Source organism: Thalassotalea agariperforans (assembly GCF_053470345.1).
In genome coordinates, this window is record NZ_JBQMWH010000003.1 from 227,707 (window position 1) to 247,190 (window position 19,484).

At 38.5% G+C, this 19,484-nt stretch carries 18 protein-coding genes; 15 read left to right on the forward strand and 3 right to left on the reverse strand.

Going from position 1 to position 19,484, the window contains the following annotated elements; translation table 11 throughout:
* Positions 1–3 precede the first annotated feature (3 nt).
* Positions 4–2,778 (reverse strand): two-component sensor histidine kinase BarA, encoded by a 2,775-nt coding sequence (gene barA, locus ACSLUO_RS06300; protein WP_448247177.1) that lies wholly within the window; start codon positions 2,776–2,778, stop codon positions 4–6.
* A gap of 135 nt (positions 2,779–2,913) precedes the next feature.
* On the opposite strand from barA, the gene rlmD reads away from it, so the two are divergent.
* The 5 genes from rlmD (at position 2,914) to ACSLUO_RS06325 (ending at position 8,303) form a co-directional block, all read left to right on the forward strand.
* A complete protein-coding gene (gene rlmD, locus ACSLUO_RS06305; protein ID WP_448247178.1) occupies positions 2,914–4,248 on the forward strand; it encodes a 23S rRNA (uracil(1939)-C(5))-methyltransferase RlmD in 1,335 nt (444 codons plus the stop codon).
* A 35-nt stretch (positions 4,249–4,283) separates the two neighbouring features.
* Complete coding sequence (gene relA / locus ACSLUO_RS06310) at positions 4,284–6,473, forward strand: GTP diphosphokinase (RefSeq protein WP_448247179.1); 2,190 nt, start codon at positions 4,284–4,286, stop codon at positions 6,471–6,473.
* 15 nt (positions 6,474–6,488) lie between these two features.
* Positions 6,489–7,295: a nucleoside triphosphate pyrophosphohydrolase gene (gene mazG, locus ACSLUO_RS06315; protein WP_448247180.1), complete on the forward strand. Its 807-nt coding sequence runs from the start codon at positions 6,489–6,491 to the stop codon at positions 7,293–7,295.
* Positions 7,276–7,833 (forward strand): RNA methyltransferase, encoded by a 558-nt coding sequence (locus ACSLUO_RS06320; RefSeq protein WP_448247182.1) that lies wholly within the window; start codon positions 7,276–7,278, stop codon positions 7,831–7,833. Before mazG ends, ACSLUO_RS06320 begins: the two co-directional genes overlap by 20 nt.
* An 80-nt stretch (positions 7,834–7,913) precedes the next feature.
* Positions 7,914–8,303 carry a YbaN family protein gene (locus ACSLUO_RS06325; protein ID WP_448247184.1) on the forward strand — a complete coding sequence of 130 codons (390 nt, stop codon included), beginning with the start codon at positions 7,914–7,916 and terminating at the stop codon, positions 8,301–8,303.
* A gap of 25 nt (positions 8,304–8,328) precedes the next feature.
* On the opposite strand, the gene ACSLUO_RS06330 is transcribed toward ACSLUO_RS06325, so the two are convergent.
* Positions 8,329–9,732, reverse strand: coding sequence for a peptidylprolyl isomerase (locus ACSLUO_RS06330; RefSeq protein WP_448247186.1), 1,404 nt, complete (start codon positions 9,730–9,732; stop codon positions 8,329–8,331).
* Between the two features lie 175 nt (positions 9,733–9,907).
* Positions 9,908–10,498 carry a DUF4202 domain-containing protein gene (locus ACSLUO_RS06335; protein ID WP_448247188.1) on the reverse strand — a complete coding sequence of 197 codons (591 nt, stop codon included), beginning with the start codon at positions 10,496–10,498 and terminating at the stop codon, positions 9,908–9,910.
* A 244-nt stretch (positions 10,499–10,742) separates the two neighbouring features.
* Here ACSLUO_RS06335 and pyrG point away from each other — a divergent pair, with 244 nt between their 5' ends.
* The 10 genes from pyrG to ACSLUO_RS06385 all read left to right on the forward strand — a co-directional run bounded on the left by pyrG (position 10,743) and on the right by ACSLUO_RS06385 (position 19,467).
* Positions 10,743–12,374 (forward strand): CTP synthase, encoded by a 1,632-nt coding sequence (pyrG, locus tag ACSLUO_RS06340; protein WP_448247190.1) that lies wholly within the window; start codon positions 10,743–10,745, stop codon positions 12,372–12,374.
* Positions 12,375–12,586: 212 nt separating this feature from the next.
* Positions 12,587–13,885, forward strand: coding sequence for a phosphopyruvate hydratase (gene eno / locus ACSLUO_RS06345; protein WP_448247191.1), 1,299 nt, complete (start codon positions 12,587–12,589; stop codon positions 13,883–13,885).
* Between the two features lie 173 nt (positions 13,886–14,058).
* Entirely contained in the window at positions 14,059–14,673 is a 615-nt protein-coding gene (locus ACSLUO_RS06350; protein ID WP_448247193.1) for a hypothetical protein, read from the forward strand.
* A gap of 133 nt (positions 14,674–14,806) precedes the next feature.
* A complete protein-coding gene (gene ftsB, locus ACSLUO_RS06355; RefSeq protein ID WP_448247194.1) occupies positions 14,807–15,115 on the forward strand; it encodes a cell division protein FtsB in 309 nt (102 codons plus the stop codon).
* Complete coding sequence (gene ispD / locus ACSLUO_RS06360) at positions 15,115–15,870, forward strand: 2-C-methyl-D-erythritol 4-phosphate cytidylyltransferase (protein ID WP_448247196.1); 756 nt, start codon at positions 15,115–15,117, stop codon at positions 15,868–15,870. The genes ftsB and ispD overlap by 1 nt, the downstream gene beginning before the upstream one ends.
* The gene (gene ispF, locus ACSLUO_RS06365; protein ID WP_448247198.1) at positions 15,861–16,349 is read left to right on the forward strand and encodes a 2-C-methyl-D-erythritol 2,4-cyclodiphosphate synthase; all 489 of its coding nucleotides are present in this window, start codon (positions 15,861–15,863) and stop codon (positions 16,347–16,349) included. The genes ispD and ispF overlap by 10 nt, the downstream gene beginning before the upstream one ends.
* A 1-nt stretch (position 16,350) precedes the next feature.
* A complete protein-coding gene (truD, locus tag ACSLUO_RS06370; RefSeq protein WP_448247199.1) occupies positions 16,351–17,451 on the forward strand; it encodes a tRNA pseudouridine(13) synthase TruD in 1,101 nt (366 codons plus the stop codon).
* 17 nt (positions 17,452–17,468) lie between these two features.
* Complete coding sequence (gene surE, locus ACSLUO_RS06375) at positions 17,469–18,221, forward strand: 5'/3'-nucleotidase SurE (RefSeq protein ID WP_448247201.1); 753 nt, start codon at positions 17,469–17,471, stop codon at positions 18,219–18,221.
* Positions 18,218–18,892, forward strand: coding sequence for a protein-L-isoaspartate(D-aspartate) O-methyltransferase (locus ACSLUO_RS06380; protein WP_448247203.1), 675 nt, complete (start codon positions 18,218–18,220; stop codon positions 18,890–18,892). The genes surE and ACSLUO_RS06380 overlap by 4 nt, the downstream gene beginning before the upstream one ends.
* On the forward strand, positions 18,889–19,467 hold the full coding sequence (locus tag ACSLUO_RS06385; RefSeq protein WP_448247205.1) for a YqaA family protein: 579 nt from the start codon (positions 18,889–18,891) through the stop codon (positions 19,465–19,467). The genes ACSLUO_RS06380 and ACSLUO_RS06385 overlap by 4 nt, the downstream gene beginning before the upstream one ends.
* The last annotated feature ends 17 nt before the right edge of the window (positions 19,468–19,484 follow it).

Consider the following 19,484-nt stretch of genomic DNA (forward strand, 5'->3'; position numbering starts at 1 on the left):
GGTTTAACTTAAGTATCTAGGTGCTTTGACAATTAATCGTTCGATGTGTTCAGCAAACTCAAAAAACTCTGGTTCCAAGCAGGTTAAACTGGCATCTTGTTTTAATTGTGTTTCTATTTGGTGAATAATTTTACTTAAATTTGGTACGCCACAATAACAGCAAGCTCCATTTAACTTATGGATCAGGGTTTTTACTTGCTCAGTATCCTGACATGAAATGGCATCTTCAATACTGAGTTTTGTTTCTGGTAAGGTTTTAATTAAGCCGGCTAACATGTCACGGGCCAGATCTTCTTTATTACCCGCGCGCTTTATCGCTAAAGGCCAATCAATATCCTGATTACTAGCATCTTTGGTTACCGTTTTTGTTGCTAGTAATGGTGTGTTCAATAGCTCAGGCACTACTTCAGAAGTAAACAGGTTAGTATCACAATATTCATAAATAGTGTGTTTTAGCATGGCTTCATCAATAGGTTTAGTCATGTAAGAGTCAAAACCTTGTTGCAAGAGTTTTTCTTTTTCACCGGCTAAGGCATGAGCCGTTACCGCAATAATTGGTGTGCTTTCGTTAAAGGTTTCAGTTCTTATTTTACTTAATGCTGTTGCGCCATCCATCACCGGCATTTGAATATCCATAAAAATTAACGCGAACTTTTCATTTTCAGCCATGCGTAAAGCGTGTTCACCATTAACCGCGGTGGCAACGTCAGTTACCTGTTCTAATAAAAGGGCTTTAATTAATTTTAAGTTGGCATCATTATCATCAACAGCGAGTACTTTTATTGGTAGTTTTTGGCAATGTTTAGTGTTGTTATTTTGCTCGGCAACACTTGCATGCGGCATAAGCTCTTTTAATAACCTCGATGGAATAATCGGCTTACTTAAACAGCTTTTAGCACCTGCGGACAATAATGCTTCTTGTAAGCTGGGCGAATTACTATTGATGGCAAAATGAATATTATTTATTTTCGGCGCTAGTGTTGTTAATAACTCTTTTAAATCGTTAAGGGCGGTAGGGCTAATATTGTAGCCGATCAGCGCATGTTGATAATGGTTTTCATTAATGAGTATATTGGTTAATTCCTCAATACTAGTACATGGTGTCACTTCCATGCCCCAAGTTTCTAATAACCGACTGGTTGCCATACGGCTATGATCTTGGGGTTCAAAATATAAAATGGGCTGTTGATGTAATGGCGAAGTATCAATTGAGGTTTTAATTTGTACCGGGTTGATTTCACATTGGCAGGTGAACCAGAATGAAGAACCTTGATCTTTATTACTATGAAAACCAATATCACCTTGCATTTCTTCAGCTAAACGCTGCGATATAACCAGCCCTAAACCGGTACCGCCATAAAGTCGCGTGACACTTTTATCTGCTTGGCTAAATGCTTCAAATAGTGATGCCTGCTGTTTTTTGCTCATGCCAATACCGGTATCGGTAATGGTGAACTTTAACAAGGCTTGTTTGCCGTCATTTTGATCACAGTCAATATCGATAGTGACAAAACCTGTTTGGGTAAATTTAATCGCATTGTTGGCAAGGTTTAATAATATTTGTTTAATTCTCATGGCATCACCAATAACGCCATCAGGAATATTGCTAGCAACTCGGTATGAAAATTCAATATTCTTTTTATGGGCACTTGGCGCTAATAAGGTAATCGTCTCTTCAATCGCATCTCGAAAAATGAACGGAATTTTTTCTATGATCATTTTACCAGCATCAAGTTTTGAGAAGTCGAGAATGTCGTTGATGATGGCGAGTAAATTATTAGCAGAGCGTTCAATGGTTTCTAAATAATCACGCTGTGTATCGGTTAATGGCGTTTTCAATACTTGCCGCGTAAAACCAAGGACACCATTTAGCGGAGTTCTTAATTCATGACTCATATTCGCTAAAAATTCTGACTTAACGCGGTTGGCATCTTGCGCCTTTCTTTTGGCTAAGTCTAATTCAACGTTTTGTATTTCAAATTGCTCTAAACTTTCACGTAAGTCTAAAGTTGCTTGGTCAATACTGCGCTGCATTTCATCATGATAATCTCCTAATGATTGCGCCATCGCATTAATACCATTTTTAAGAAAATTGAGTTCGCCAATTAATTGGCCACTAACTCGGCTTTCTAATTTACCTTCTCGAATTCTATCAACCGCTTGTACCATAGAAGTTACTGGTCGAGTTACATTTTTTATTAGCTTAAAAGTAAAAAAACCGCTGACAAAAGAGCCAACCAAAACAATAAAAAAAGCCGTAAGTAACTCTGTTTGTTGATCAAACTTTAACGTGCTACGGTCAATTTGTAAGGTGATATAACCTAGGTTTTCAATATGGTCATTACTATCATTAAGGCGAGGATATTCATTGATGATCGGTGTTCTAAAAATTACGTAATCATCAATGCTTTCTCGACTTGTATTACTAGGAATATTGGTTTGATTATTTAACCGTAAAAGGTTGGTATCGCCGTGATAGGCACTCGTAACAAAAACTTGGTGATCTAGAGTAAAAACCGTAATACTTTTTATGATGGTTGAATGGCTACGGTGGGCAAAACCGATTAGTTCACGGAGCTTTTCGCGATTTTTATGCTGTAAATGTTCAGAACTGGTGATCGCTAAAGGTTCAATAATACTTGTAGCTCTTAAGGCTAAAAAGTCATCGAGTTCAACATAACGTTGGTAGGAAAAGTAGCTGGCAATACTGATCCCTATGACAGTTGTTGGCACAATAGTCAGTAGTACAACCCATTCTTTTAAGCTTATTTTCTGCATCTATCGAGGAAAAATTAGTGTAAAATCTGCTACCTAAATCATATCATGTCATATAGCGATGTAAATTTATAGCGATATAACATGCTATTACGTAATAGTTACGTATTGTGCCCGCAGAAAGAGATTTCATTCATTATGGTGACATTTTACAAACCACCCAAAAAACAAAGTTTACTGAATAAAACATTAGCGCTAAATGTTAGTCGTTTAGATCATAATGGTTGCGGTGTGGCGCAATATCAAAAGCAATCCGTGTTTATTGAACAAGCGTTACCCGGTGAAAAGGTCAGTGTTAAAGTTATTGAACAAAGCAGTAAATACATTAAAGCGAAATTATTGGCGATCACATCAAAAAGTGAAGATAGGGTGCAAGTGCCATGTCGATATTTTAGTCAATGTGGTGGCTGTAATTTACAACATCTGGATTACCCTGCGCAGTTAAGTTTTAAACAGCAAAAAGTCAGTCAGTTATTAAGCCGAGCGAATATAGATATTTCGGCGTTACCTTGGCAAACCAATCTTACTTCCGATTTTTACCATTACCGGCGAAAAGCACGTATTGGTGTGCAATATAATAAACACGGTGAAGCCATTGTTGGCTTTCGTCAAAACAGTAGTAATAATTTGATTAATATTCAGCATTGTCAGGTGTTGAATGAAAATATTGCCGATATTTTTGTGCCGTTAAAAAAGGTGCTCGATACGTTAACCGGTCATAAATCGGTTGGTCATATTGAAGTGATTTCGGCAGATCGGGTGTGTGTAGTGGTTCGTCAATTGATCAAACTACCCGCTGAAGATAAAGCGTTATGGTTAGCTGCCGCACAAGAGCATCAATGGCAGGTGATTATTGATGATGGTAAAACGTTACAGCCTTTATCTAATGAGGATGCTTCATTAGCGTTAACCTATTCGTTACTTGATGATAGTGAGATCCGATTTTCACCGAATGATTTTATTCAAGTAAATCACAAAATTAACCAGTTAATGGTACAACAAGCCATTAACTGGTTGGAATTAACCAACACGGATCAAGTGCTCGATCTTTTTTGTGGCTTAGGCAACTTTAGTTTGCCAATAGCTAAACAGGTCAGCTCGGTAACCGGTGTTGAAGGCGTTACCGCCATGGTTGATAAAGCTGGCGAAAATGCTAGTTTAAATAAGCTTAATAATTGCCATTTTTATCATGCTGATCTTAATAGTGATTGGCAGGATGCACCTTGGTTAGCCACACAATATAATAAAATTGTACTCGATCCTGCTCGTGCTGGTGCCGAACAAGCGGTTGAACAAATTAGCCAATTTAAGGCCGAAAAAGTCCTTTATATTAGTTGTGATCCCAGTAGTTTAGCCAGAGATACTGCTTTGATGATAAAACAAGGTTATAAAATTGAAAAAATTGCCTTAATGGACATGTTTTCTCAAACAAAGCACATTGAAACTATGGTATTGTTTGTTCCAAGTAAATGATTACACAGCTGTTAATTTTTTAAGGTGATACAGTTATGGTATCTGTTCGTAAATCACATCTTATGTCTGAAACTAGCTTTGATGAATGGCTATCAAGGCTCTCGCTAACACCCAATAAAAAATCGGCACTTGAAGCGTTATGGTTACAAGTAAAGGGTAAATTAATTAATCACTTAGAATGTGAAACCAAGTCATTAGAAATGGTGGAAATTCTTGCTGAGTTAAATTTAGATGCTGACTCTTTATGCGCTGCTTTTTTAGTGCCTCTTTGCGAATATAAATTAATGTCGTTAGAAGAGGTCAAAGCGAATTATGGCAAAGCTATTTATATGCTTTGTAACGGCGTTGCTCAAATGGAAGCCATTAAAACCTTACAGCAGTCACAAACCAGTCAAATAGGTAATAATCAAATCGACAACATTCGTCGTATGTTATTAGCGATGGTGGATGATGTTCGTGCTGTGGTTATTAAGCTGGCTGAGCGTTTGTGTTATTTGCGCATTGTGAAAAACGCCGATGAAGAAACACGTGTTATTGCGGCCAAAGAAACTGAAAATATTTATGCACCGTTAGCTAACCGCTTAGGTATAGGGCAATTGAAATGGGAATTAGAAGATATCTCGTTTCGTTACTTACACCCTGACGTGTATATGAAAATTGCCAGTTGGTTAGATGGTAAGCGTTTAGATCGCGAAAAATACATGCTGGATTTTGTTAATCACCTACAAGCTCAGCTTGAAAAAATGCATGTAAAAGGCACGGTTTATGGCCGACCAAAACACATTTTTAGTATTTGGAAAAAAATGCAAAAAAAATCCCTCGACTTCGAACAATTGTTTGATGTACGAGCGGTACGCATTATTGTTGAAGAACTCCAAGATTGTTATGGCGCATTAGGAGCGGTGCATACTACCTGGAAGCATCTACCCAATGAATTTGATGATTATGTTGCGACACCAAAACCGAATGGATACCAATCAATTCATACGGTTGTTTTAGGGCCTGAAGGCAAAGCCGTTGAAGTACAAATTCGTACTAAACAAATGGATGAAGATGCCGAGCTCGGTGTTGCTGCCCATTGGAAATATAAAGAAGGCTCGGCGCATGGTAAAACATCAGGTTTTGATGAAAAAATTAATTGGTTAAGAAAAATTCTACAATGGCAAGATGATGTGGTTGAAAGTGATACCATGCTGGATGAGCTGCGTAGCCAAGTATTTGAAGATAGAATTTATGCTTTTACTCCAAACGGTGATGTCATTGATTTACCGGTTGGTGCTACGCCATTAGATTTTGCTTATTATATTCATTCTAACGTTGGACATTGTTGTATTGGGGCGAAAATAAGTGGTCGAATTGTACCGTTCACCTACCAATTACAAACCGGTGACCAAGTTGAAATTTTAACCAGTAAAACACCGAACCCGAGTAGAGATTGGTTAAATCCTAATTTAAATTACATTCATACGAGTCGAGCGCGAGCGAAAGTTCAGCACTTTTTTAAATTGCTCGACCGTGACAAACATTTAAGCCAAGGCAAAGAGTTACTTGATGCCGAGTTACAAAAACAGCATTTGAGTTCGATTAATTTATCAACAGTGGCTAAGCATTACAACTTAACCACAGTTGATGATCTTTATGTTGCAATCGGCTCTAGTCATATAAAGTTATTAAATGTTATTCACTTTATTGAGCAAAAAGAAAAGGCTGATTTACCTGAGCCAGAGCTTGATATTAACAGCATTGTTAAACGGCCGAGCGAGCAAAAAAATGTTGATGCAAACGGCATTACGGTTTCAGGCGTTGGTAATTTATTAACGCATATGGCCAAATGTTGTCAGCCTGTGCCGGGTGATGACATTTTAGGATTTATTACTCAAGGCCGAGGTATTTCAGTACATCGCCAAGATTGTGAGCAATTAAATCATTTATTATCGCAACAGCCTGAACGACAAGTTGAGGTGCAATGGGGTGATAAACAAACCCAGAAATACCAAGTTAGCTTAAAAATTATAGCGAATGATCGCCAAGGTTTATTGCGTGATGTTTCCACCATTATTTCCAATGATAGGATCAGTATTTTAGGTATGGAAAGTAATTCAGATGTGATGAAAAACAGCATGTCGATGGTAATAAAATTAGAAGTATCTAATGGTGATATGTTAACGCGTTTGATCAATAAAGTGAGTCAAATTGATGATGTTGTTGACGTTCATCGGGTATAAAAGAGTAAATGATTTATGTTAACAGCAGTACCTTCCATTGATAAATTACGTTGGATCATGGCGCAATTACGTGATCCTGATGCCGGTTGTCCATGGGATTTAAAACAAAACTTCGCCTCAATTGTGCCTTACACGCTAGAAGAAGCTTATGAAGTTGCTGATGCTATCGAGCAGGCAGATTTTAATGAATTAGAAAAAGAGCTGGGCGATTTATTATTTCAGGTCATTTTTTATAGCCAGCTAGCAGAAGAAGAAAAACTGTTTGACTTTGATGCAGTTGTTGCTGCTATTTGTGAAAAATTAATTCGTCGTCATCCCCATGTGTTTGCCGATTCAAAATTAACCACTGACGAAGAAATTAAAGCAAATTGGGAAAATGAAAAAGCGAAAGAGCGACAAGATAAAAACGCAGAGCAAGAATTAAGTGTACTGGCCGATATTCCTAAAAATTTACCGGCATTGTCGCAAGCCGCTAAAATTCAAAAACGCTGTTCTCATGTTGGTTTTGACTGGCATAACAAAGAAGATGTGTTAGCAAAAATTAAAGAAGAAGTACTAGAAGTGGAAGAAGTGCTTCATGAACAGCCGCAAGCGTTAGCAGAAGAGCTAGGGGACTTATTGTTTGCAGTAGTGAATTTATGTCGTCATGAAAAACAAGACCCTGAAGCTTTATTGAGAGCGGCGAATAAAAAATTCACTAAACGTTTTCAAGGGGTCGAAGCACAAGTAAAATCTTCAGGAAAACCCTTTCAAGACCATGACTTACCTTCGTTAGAAGCATATTGGCAACAAGTGAAACTAGATGAAAAAAGCGAATACTAGGTATCGAGAAGTCGCAAAAGTGATTTCATTACCCGCCAACCAAGATGTCACCATCGCGTTAACTGATCCTAAAAGCCCAACAAATGTTGGTGCGGTTATGCGGGCGGCAGGATGTTATCAAGCCAACAAGGTACTTTATAGCGGCATACGTTATGCGAAAGCGGCAAAGTTTCAAACGGATACAAAAGATGTCAGCAATAAAATTCCGCTTGAGCATGTAGATGACTTTTTAGTAAATAAGCCTGATGATGTAAAAGTGATTTGTGTTGATCTAGTGGAAGGAGCAACCCCGCTACCAGAATTTATTCATCCTGAAAAGGCCATGTATATTTTTGGTCCAGAAGACGGCACTATTAGCCAAGCGGTTGTCGATAGTGCCGACAGTGTTGTCTATGTACCAACTATTGGTTGTATGAATTTAGCAGCGAGTGTTAATGTGCTGCTTTATGATCGTTTAGCCAAATCAAACTTAACCCACTTTTCGGATCAGTTAATTAAACAAAGCCGAGATACCAACAATACGGTTAAGGTTAAATAATCAGAGTTTATTTAACCTGAACTCGGGATAACTAAAATTTTGGGCTATGCTTAAAAAGAATGGTGGCATAGGTATTGATAATGCAGATATTTTTATTGAAAATTGCGGGAATATTTTTTGTTGGTTTAGCTGGCTTAGGTGTTGTTTTACCTTTATTACCCACAACCCCTTTTTTATTAGTAGCAACCGCTTGTTTTGCTAAGTCATCACCACGTTTTCATCAAAAATTATTAGATAACAAAGTTTTTGGTCCGCTAATCACAAATTGGCGTGAAACTCGAAGCATTCCTAAAAAAGCGAAAGTGATCGCGTTATTGTCGATTATTTTAACTATGATTTATTCGAGTTATTTTATAGAAAATACCTATGTAAAAATCAGCTTTATTTTATTTATGATGTTCCCGATAATTTTTATTGCTCGTTTACCTTTATCAGAGTTAAAGCTGAACAGTCAGCATAACGCTAAATAAAGGTAAACATCGCTATTTGTTTGGTTTATTTACGACGAAATAAACGAACCAAACCTAAAGACAATAGAGCAAACCAAGAAAGTGAGCCGCCACTGTCATCATCAGTGCCGTAAGGGTTTTCCCAACGATCTGGGTTTTTTGGATAATAATCGTCAACATCTAAAACACCGTCGCCATCATCATCATCATCGGCATTGTCGCCAATACCGTCTAAGTCAGTATCAAGGTATTCCGAAGCGTCTTCTGGGTATTTATCTTTACCGTCACAATAACCGTCACCATCAGTATCTACTTGCTCTGATGCATCAACCGGACAAGCATCGGCATTATCACCTACACCATCTTTATCAAGATCGCGCCATTCCTCAGGATCATTAGGGAATTCGTCAGCATTATCACCCACACCGTCGTTATCTGAATCCGTTGTTTCGGAATCGTCAAATGGGAATGCATCTTCAGTATCTTCAACCCCATCGTTGTCATCATCTAAATCGGCATTATCACCTGTGCCATCTTCATCAAAATCGGTTTGTTCCGAACTATCATCAGGGAATTTATCGGTATTGTCAGGAGAGCCATCACCATCAGAATCAGCTGATTCTGTAGGATCAAATGGGTATAAGTCATCAACATCTAAAACACCATCACCATCGTCATCATCATCAATGGTGTTTACTTCACCATCAGCATCAGAGTCTAATAATTCATTGATAGGTAAGGTTAAACCACTCACAGTATCAACAGTAGCATCTGTGATAGTAATTGAATTGACGGTAATAAAGTTATCAGTAGTAATGGCTAATTTATCTGAGTCATCACTTGGTGTTAAAGTGTAATCACTACAGGTTTTATCGGTGGCAACAACAAAGGGTAATTCTTGACGATTATTATAGAAACATTTATTAATCTCAGCCATTGCTTCTAAATTTTCGTAACCTTCAATTACTTGGCCAAAAACAGTAAAACCACCGCTGTTTTCTACAATATCTAAACTTGAGCTGTTGTCATTTAAGTTAAAAAACCATTGGCGGGTTGCGCTGTTCGGGCTTGACGTTTTCGCCATGGCAATAGTGCCAGCCACGTTTGAATAAATAGGCTCGTTGCGAATAGGCGCATTGCTTGGCTTAAATTTAAATAAGTCAGTAGGATCAAAATAATAACTACCGCCTTGAATGATAAAGTTATCACCTGCAGATGTTTTAGCATCACGATGAAAAATCGTATTATCATAACTGCCATCAGCGACATAACTTAAAAAGTTAGCGACGGTAGTTGGCGTTGTTTCATCATACAAGCTGACTTTTACTTTACCATGCGAAGTATCAAACTCTACCACGGTCGCATTGGCAGACATCGGGGCAATTAACGTTGACAGAATAGCCGTTGATAATAAGCTGGCGGCTTTTAATTTAGGAAATGGTGTTTTCAATTGAACCTCTTGTCGTTTTTATCTTTCTATTTTTTTCATTATCTATAGTCAATATAGATAGCTTGGCATTGTACTTTAGACTTAAGCTAGGCAGACATCATAGAAACAATAGGCTTAAAACACGACTGTTTTTACAATTAATTACATTTTGCCAGCGAATTTCTGCCGCGTTTATTTATGAGCCGTTTAGTGCCTTGCCAACAATGTTAGCTAAATGGGGCGGTAACGTTAAGCTTAATGCTATCTCGTGGCCTTTATCAGACATTTTATTCCATGTTTTTTGGACTATGGAAATAATTTTACTTTCTGAATATTTAGCGGCAAATTCATCAAAATAGAACATTAAAAATACCAAACAAGCAACATCTTCAAGGGTTTGGCTATTTTCATTACTTTTTAATTTTGTTTTTTTCACAATGTCGGCAGTGATTTGGCCTTCATCTTCGCTATAGCCATTTTCTAACATTAGACTTTTGGCAAGTTCAGCATGAAATTTTCCTAACTCTTTACGCCAAGTAAAGTAGCCTGATTTTCCTTCTGGAAATTCAGCGCGTTTTAAGTGCCAGCGCTTAATATGTTGTGCGCGCACCGCAATTTGTAAATATTCATTGGCGTCAGGCCAGTATTTATTTAAACAAGCAGACATGCGCTCGCCGTAAAGTAATTCTTTCGGGGTTGCTGTGCCATTGATATCGGTAACGTTGGGATCTTGACGATTAATATTATCGATAGCAGCTAAAGTGTCGCTTAGGCGTTGATTGGTCATAAGATTACCTTGAAGAAAAAAGTTGCACTATAGTAACTCGAATCGGAATATTTTCAATCTAGTTTCCTATATTGACAGCACGCATGAAAATATTCTAATTAATCGGTAATTCTCTGTTTTCAGATATTGTTACTAAACGCGGCTTTCGGTATAATGTTTTCCCGTCTTGCTAAGCTGTTTTATTACTGTTTTGTATTAAATAGATTTAGCCAATTTTTCTTATTTCCATACTTCTGGGTTTTACATGACTACAAGATATATATTTGTCACAGGCGGGGTTGTTTCATCCCTCGGTAAAGGTATCGCCGCTGCTTCATTAGCTGCAATTCTTGAAGCGCGTGGTTTAAAAGTTACCATGCTGAAGCTTGACCCGTATATTAATGTTGACCCGGGCACCATGAGCCCTATTCAGCACGGTGAAGTGTTTGTTACTGAAGATGGTGCCGAAACTGATTTAGATTTAGGTCATTACGAACGCTTTATTCGTACCAAAATGACGAAGCGCAATAACTTTACCACAGGTAGAATTTACCAAGATATTCTTGCGCGTGAGCGTAAAGGTGAATTTTTAGGGGCAACAATTCAAGTTATTCCACATATTACTAACGACATAAAACGCCGTGTGATTGAAGGTGCGGAAGGTTATGACGTAGCTATGGTTGAAATCGGTGGTACGGTTGGTGATATTGAATCACAACCATTTTTAGAAGCTATCCGTCAATTAGGCACTGAACTTGGCCGTGAACGCGCTATGTTTATGCATTTAACGTTAGTGCCTTATTTAGCACCATCAGGTGAAATTAAAACTAAGCCGACTCAACATTCCGTTAAAGAGTTACGCTCTATTGGTATTTTCCCTGATATCTTAGTGTGTCGTAGTGAAGGTTCTATTCCAGCAACTGAACGCGCAAAAATTGCATTGTTCTGTAATGTTGAAGAAAAAGCTGTTGTGTCAATGCGTGATGTTGACAGCATTTATAAAATTCCAGCGTTATTAAAATCGCAAGGTACTGACGAAATAGTCACTAAGCGTTTTGGTTTAGATTTACCTGAAGCAGATTTAGCCGAATGGGAACAAGTATTGTTCAAAGAAGCTAACCCTAAAGGTGAAGTCACTATTGGTATGGTAGGTAAATATATTGAATTACCTGATGCATACAAATCAGTGAACGAAGCTCTTAAACATGCAGGTATTCAAAACCAAGTAACAGTTAATATTAAGTATATTGACTCGCAAGATGTTGAGAGTAAAGGTATTGAAGTATTACAAAACATCGATGCGATTCTTGTGCCTGGTGGTTTTGGTGAGCGTGGTGTTGAAGGTAAAATTATTGCCGCTCAATATGCACGTGAAAATAAAATACCTTATTTAGGGATTTGTTTAGGGATGCAAGTGGCCTTAATCGAGTTTGCCCGTAATGTTGCTGGTATGGCTGATGCCCACAGTACCGAATTTAACCCTGAAAGTGAGCATCCAGTAATTGGTTTGATCAACGAATGGTTAGATGAAGAAGGTAAAGTTGAATACCGTAATGAACACTCAGATTTGGGTGGCACTATGCGTTTAGGTTCACAGCTTTGTCATTTAATGCCAAACACAAAAACGTGTGAAATATACGGTAGCGAAACTATTTATGAACGTCACCGTCACCGTTATGAAGTAAATAATAATTTTAGAGATGAATTATCTGCAGCCGGATTAGTATTTTCTGGTTTATCTTCAGATAAAAAACTGGTTGAAGTCATTGAAATACCAGATCATCCTTGGTTTATTGCGGGTCAATTCCATCCTGAATTTAATTCGACACCACGTGATGGACACCCATTATTCCAAGGTTTTGTCGCTGCGGCATTAACCCACAGTAAACAAAACTAACGCCATTAAACACGTCAAACCGTAGCCTAGCTGCGGTTTTTCGTTAAAGGAAATTAAGTTTTTTAAACCCGCTCATGGAACAGAGCAAAAACCTTTTTAGCTAGTTGAAAAGGTAGTAAATAAAATGAATTATTCATTATCGTCAATAAAAGTTTAATGAGCTTATGTTGTAATAAACATAAAATCAGATTGATACATACAGAGGAAAAAAAATGTCAAATATTAGTAAAATTATTGCTCGTGAAATTATGGATTCTCGCGGTAACCCAACAGTTGAAGCCGACGTATATTTAGAGTCTGGCGCTTGGGGCCGTGCCGCTGCTCCTTCTGGTGCATCAACTGGTTCGCGTGAAGCATTAGAATTACGTGATGGTGATAAAGCTCGTTATTTAGGTAAAGGTGTTTTAAAAGCGGTTGCTGCAGTAAACGACAGCATTGCTCCAGCATTAGTTGGTCAAAGCGCATTAGAGCAAGCTAAAGTTGACCAAATCATGATCGACTTAGACGGTACTGAAAACAAAGAAAAATTTGGTGCTAATGCAATTTTAGCGGTTTCTTTAGCAGTAGCAAAAGCGGCAGCAAATGCTAAAGGTGTACAATTATTTGAACACATCGCTGATTTAAACGGCACTCCTGGTGTTTATTCTTTACCATTACCAATGATGAACATCATCAACGGTGGTGAGCATGCTGATAACAACGTTGATATCCAAGAATTTATGGTTCAACCTGTTGGCGCTGACAGCTTCAAAGAAGCATTACGTATGGGTGCTGAAATCTTCCACGCACTTAAGAAAGTATTATCAGCTAAAGGCTTAAACACAGCCGTTGGTGATGAAGGTGGTTTTGCTCCTGATTTAGCATCTAACGCTGATGCTTTAGCAGTAATCAAAGAAGCGGTTTCTGCTGCTGGTTACGAATTAGGTAAAGACGTTACTTTAGCAATGGACTGTGCTGCTTCTGAGTTCTACAACAAAGAAACAGGTATTTATGACCTTAAAGGTGAAGGCAAGCAATTTACGGCTAACGAATTCTCTGACTTCTTAGCAAGCCTTTGTGAAGAATACCCAATCGTTTCAATTGAAGACGGTTTAGACGAGTCAGATTGGGACGGTTTTGCTTACCAAACTAAGATCCTTGGTGACAAAATCCAAATCGTTGGTGACGACTTATTCGTAACTAACACTAAGATTTTAGCACGTGGTATCGAGCAAGGTATTGGTAACTCTATCTTAATCAAGTTTAACCAAATTGGTTCGTTAACTGAAACGTTAGCAGCAATTAAAATGGCTAAAGATGCTGGTTTTACTGCTGTTATCTCACATCGTTCAGGTGAAACTGAAGATGCAACTATTGCTGATTTAGCAGTAGGTACTGCAGCGGGTCAAATTAAAACAGGTTCTTTATGTCGTTCTGACCGTGTTTCTAAGTACAACCAATTATTACGTATTGAAGAGTTCTTAGGCGATAAAGCTATCTTTAACGGTTTATCTGAAGTTAAAGGTCAATAATTTTTTATTGCTAAAAACCTTATCTTAAAAAACCAGCACTCAGGTGCTGGTTTTTTTATGCCTCAATTAAACCTTAAAAGTGCAAATGATTAAAATTGCTACATTTATTTTATCTTTTGACAACGATCAAGTATTCTTAAAGGTAATGATCACTTAAGAGCTTATAACGATTAATGTCACAAACCTCACTTTGGCAAGCACAGCCTATATCGGCTGAATATGCAGAGTTATGTAATGCGCTTTATGAGCGAGAGTTACGTATACTGGCTAATGGGGATTTTGCTAGCGTGCAGGCAATTCAAGGGAAAGTAAAAAGCTTAAGTTATTATATTAACCGTACTGCCCATTTAATGACTCAACAAGTATCACCGTTACAACTTGATGTGCAAAATGCTTCTTGGTCAGCTAAACAAACTAAAAAAATGCCACTGGCAGGACAAAACCCGAGTGATGTCTGGTTATGGTATACAAGTTTTAGTATTCCGCATGGTTTAATTGTACCGATATTACATGCCAATTCTATTGTGCTTGATTCAATTGATCGAATTGATGCCGATCAACAGCGCTTTAGAACCAATAAGCATGGCTGGTTTACAGAAGCCAGAATGATTGAAAATACCGACAATTTTCGCTTGTTAAAGCCTAATAAAAAAGTCATGACAGCAGCTTGTGCAGGCCATTGCTGGCACAGTACCGGCACCGCTCGACCAATAATGCCATCATTACGAGAATTGCTTTTATCATGTGCTATTAACTGGCGAAACTTTAAACAGCCAATTGTGTTTTAATTACTATTCAGGCTACTTAATTCCTTTTATTTCCCATCATAATTTCAGCTTTAGTAAATTAAGTTGTTTTTTTAATTTACAGTGCCGCTTAGCCTTTTATAATAGCTAGTCTATTTAACTTGATAATTGCCTTATGCGTATTATTTCAATCATATTATTGATTTTTTTGTTGCTGCTACAGTATCGGCTTTGGTTCGGCAAAAATTCAGTGCCAGATTATTATGGTTTGAAAGAAGACGTACAACGTCAAAAGTTAGCTAATGAAAAATTGAGAAGCCGAAATAAAATTTTATACGCAGATATCGATGATTTAAAATTAGGCATTCAAGCGGTTGAAGAAAGCGCTCGTAACGAACTTGGCATGATCAAAGAAGGTGAAACATTTTTTCGACTTATTCCAAATGAACAAACACAAGATAACTCGAGGGTAACTGAGCAATAATGATAAAAACTCAAAGCTCGGTAGCTGTTGTGATACCTGCTGCAGGTGTTGGTAAACGAATGCAAGCCAATTGCCCGAAACAATATTTAACCATTGCTAATAAAACCATTCTAGAACATACCGTTGAACGGTTATTGAGTCACCCACAAGTTGCTTTAGTGGTACTAGCGTTAGGCGCGAACGATGAATATTTTCCGCGAACGTCGTTGTTTAATCATCCTAAAATACAAACCGTGATCGGTGGTAAAGAAAGAGTGGATTCTGTGCTTGCTGGTTTAAAAGTGATTGATCTACAGCAATACCCTTGGGTGATGGTGCACGATGCAGCAAGGCCTTGTGTGACTCATGATGATATCTCCAAACTAATTAATGCCTGTTTACAGCAGCAGCAAGGTGGCTTATTAGCAAGCCCTGTACGAGATACCATGAAGCAAGCTGCTGGTGAACAGGTTGATAAAACGATTGATCGCAGTGTTTTATGGCATGCTTTTACACCACAAATGTATTTAACTGAAACGTTAATACAAGCAATAGAGCAAGGTTTACAACAACAATGGCAGATAACCGATGAATCTTCTGCTATTGAGCTTGCGGGGGCAGTCAGTCAACTTGTTGAAGGACGTAGTGATAATATTAAAATTACCCGTCACGATGATCTGGCACTTGCTAGTTTTATTCTTCAACAACAGTCAATTCAAGCTGGTATAACACCGCAATCACAACACATACAACAACAGGAACTTTCATGCGAATAGGTCATGGCTTTGATGTCCATAAATTTGGTGGGCAAGGACCAATAGTACTAGCCGGTGTTAAAATTGAACACCCACAAGGTTTTGTCGCGCACTCTGATGGCGATGTTGCTATTCACGCATTATGTGACGCTATTTTAGGTGCGCTGGCGTTAGGTGATATTGGTAACCATTTTCCTGATACTGATGCGGATTATGAAAATATCGATAGCCGTATTTTATTACGCCATGTGGTTTCGTTGATGACAGAAGCGGGTTATCAGTTAGGTAATGCCGATCTTACCATTTGTGCACAAGCACCTAAAATTGCGCCGCACTTATTAGCCATGCGCACATGTTTAGCTGAAGATTTACAAGCTGAATTGTCACAAGTAAATGTTAAAGCAACAACTACTGAAAAACTCGGTTATGTTGGCCGTAAAGAAGGTATTTCAGTACATGCTGTGGTGTTATTAACCCAATGCACGCAGGGTAATAACTAAAATGACAACTGACATCGATAATATCAAGCTGATGGCTAACTTACCTTATTTACATGGTAAACCGGTTGCTAGCGGTGATTTACGCAGCCAGCCAGAAGACTTTAAAGTTTTTGAGTTATTACCTTTTCAGGCAAGTGGCGAAGGTGAGCACTTAGTACTTTATATTCGTAAAACCTGTGTTAATACCATTGTGGTTGCTCGTTTATTAGCAAAATACTTTGGTGTCAAAGAAGGACACGTTTCCTATGCGGGCTTAAAAGATCGATTTGCTGTTTGTGAACAATATTTCAGTATTCATTTGCCCGGAAAAAACGAAGATGATTTATCATCGCTAAACATTGAAGGCGTTGAGGTGTTATCAGCGCAGCGCCACAATAAAAAATTACGTACCGGCGCATTATTAGGTAATCGCTTTGAACTGACATTAAGAAATGTCTGTAATGGTGATGATTTAGCCGAGCGTTGGCAGCAACTTTCGGCACAAGGCGTACCAAATTATTTTGGTGAACAACGCTTTGGTATTGATGGCGGTAATATAACGCGCGCGAAAGAACTTTTTGCGGGCAAAAAAGTAAAAGACAAAAAAAAGCGTGGTATTTATTTATCCGCAGCCCGATCTTTTTTGTTTAATCAAGTAGTGGCAGAGCGCATTAACAAACAATGTTTTAGCGAATTAATTGATGGTGATGTTTGTATGTTAGCCGGTAGTCAGTCGGTATTTCATGTGCCTGCAGTTGATGAAACGTTAGTTGAACGATTAGCCAGTTTTGATATTGATATTACCGCGCCAATGTGGGGGCGTGGGCAATTAATGACTACCGATAGTGTCCAGCAACAAGAATTAGCAATCGTTCAGCAAACACCGGATTTTGCCAATGGCTTAGAAACCTTCGGCTTAAAACAAGAGCGCCGGAAAATTCGTTTAATGATGCAAATGGCAAAATTATCTCTTGATGCTGATGTGTTAACCGTTTCTTTTTGTTTACCCGCGGGTAGTTACGCAACCACTATTTTACGAGAGTTAATTAATTATCGTGATGCGACACCGCGCGCAGATCATAACCATAACTCACATAGTTCACATAGCTCAGCTACGGCATAAAACGGAGGGAGTGGACAATGAAAATATTATTAAGTAATGATGATGGTGTTAACGCGTTAGGTATTAAAGTGCTTTATCAAGCATTAAGTACGATTGCAGAGGTGACCGTTGTTGCACCAGATAGAAACTGTAGTGGCGCAAGTAATTCACTAACCTTGTTAAACCCTTTGCGAGCAACCCAACTAGAAAATGGTTTTTATTCCGTCAATGGTACGCCAACCGATGCTGTCCATTTAGGAATAAGTCAGTTGATGGATTCACCGCCAGATCTTGTTGTTGCCGGTATAAATCACGGGGCAAATTTAGGTGATGATGTTTTGTATTCGGGTACCGTGGCAGCAGCAACGGAAGGACGTCATATGGGCATGCCTGCGATTGCTGTTTCATTAATAGGGCGTGATGAAAATTATTATCAAACAGCCGCTATGGTAACGATAAAGGTGATTCAACGTTTAGCGGAGCATCCGTTACCGTCTGATCAAATCTTAAATATTAATGTTCCTGACCTACCTTTAGCCGAAATCAAAGGTATTAAAGCAACTCGGTTAGGGCATCGTCACAAAGCTGAAACCATGAAAAAAATGACCGACCCATGGCAACGGGATATTTATTGGTATGGCAAGTTAGGTGCTGAATTAGATGCCGGCGAAGGCACAGATTTTAATGCCATAGCTGAACATTATGCCTCGGTTACCCCATTAACGGTTGATATGACCGCCTATAAAAGTTTAGAACAAATGACCCAGTGGATAAGTGAAGTATCACTATGAGTAAAATATTAGCGAGCCGTATCGGTGGTAAATCAAGTCGAAGTGGAGAAATACTCGCGCAAAAGTTAGCCGCTGAAGGCATTAGTAATCAACATGTTTTGCAAGCAATTGCTTGTTCACCAAGACATATTTTTGTTCCTGAAATATTAGCGCATAAAGCGTATGACAATACCGCCTTACCGATTGGCCAAGGGCAAACAATTTCTCAACCTTATATTGTTGCTCGTATGTCAGAACTTATTTTATCGGATGGTATTCCTGATAACGTCTTAGAAATAGGCACAGGTTCAGGTTATCAAACTTCAATTTTGGCGCAACTAATTCCGAAAGTTTATTCGGTTGAGCGTATTCAAGCATTACAGTTTCAAGCTAAACGCCGATTACGAGCAATGGATTTACATAATATTTCAATGAAACATGGTGACGGTTGGCAAGGTTGGCAGAGTAAAGCACCCTTTCAAGCGATTATTGTTACTGCGGCACCAACGTCAGTACCACAAGCTTTATTAGAGCAATTAGCTGTTGGCGGTAAGCTAGTCATTCCTGTTGGCCAAGCAACCCAAGTATTAAAGATAATTACTAAGGTTGAAACCGAACAAGGAATTGATTATCAAGAAAAACAAGTTGAAATGGTGAAGTTTGTCCCTTTAGTACCAGGAGCGGTGCAATGAAAATATTTACATCTTTATATGAATGGACACTAAAATGGGCGGAGCACAAACTAGCACCTAAAATTTTAGCGGTATTAAGTTTTGCTGAGTCGGTATTTTTTCCTATTCCACCAGATGTCTTGTTAGCCCCTATGGTATTAGCTAAACCAGAAAAAGCTTGGCGTTATGCTTCTATTACCACAATAGCCTCAGTTATTGGTGGTATGCTGGGGTATGCTTTAGGTTACTATATGTTTGAACCTTGGATAGTACCAGCGTTAGAGTCGTTAGGTTATACCGAGCGCTTTGAAAAGGTCACAACATGGTTTGCCGAATGGGGTGTTTGGGTGGTTTTTATTGCAGGGTTTTCACCTATACCGTATAAATTATTCACCGTTAGTGCTGGCTTCTTACAAATGCTGTTTTTGCCATTCCTGCTTGCGTCAGCGATTGGCCGAGGCATGCGCTTCTTTTTAGTTGCCGGTCTTATTCGTTGGGGCGGGGCACCGTTTGAGAAAAAACTAAAACAATGGGTTGATATTATCGGATGGGCTTGTGTGATCCTGATCGTAGTTGCCTACTTATTATTAAAATAGAGACCAATAACTTTTAC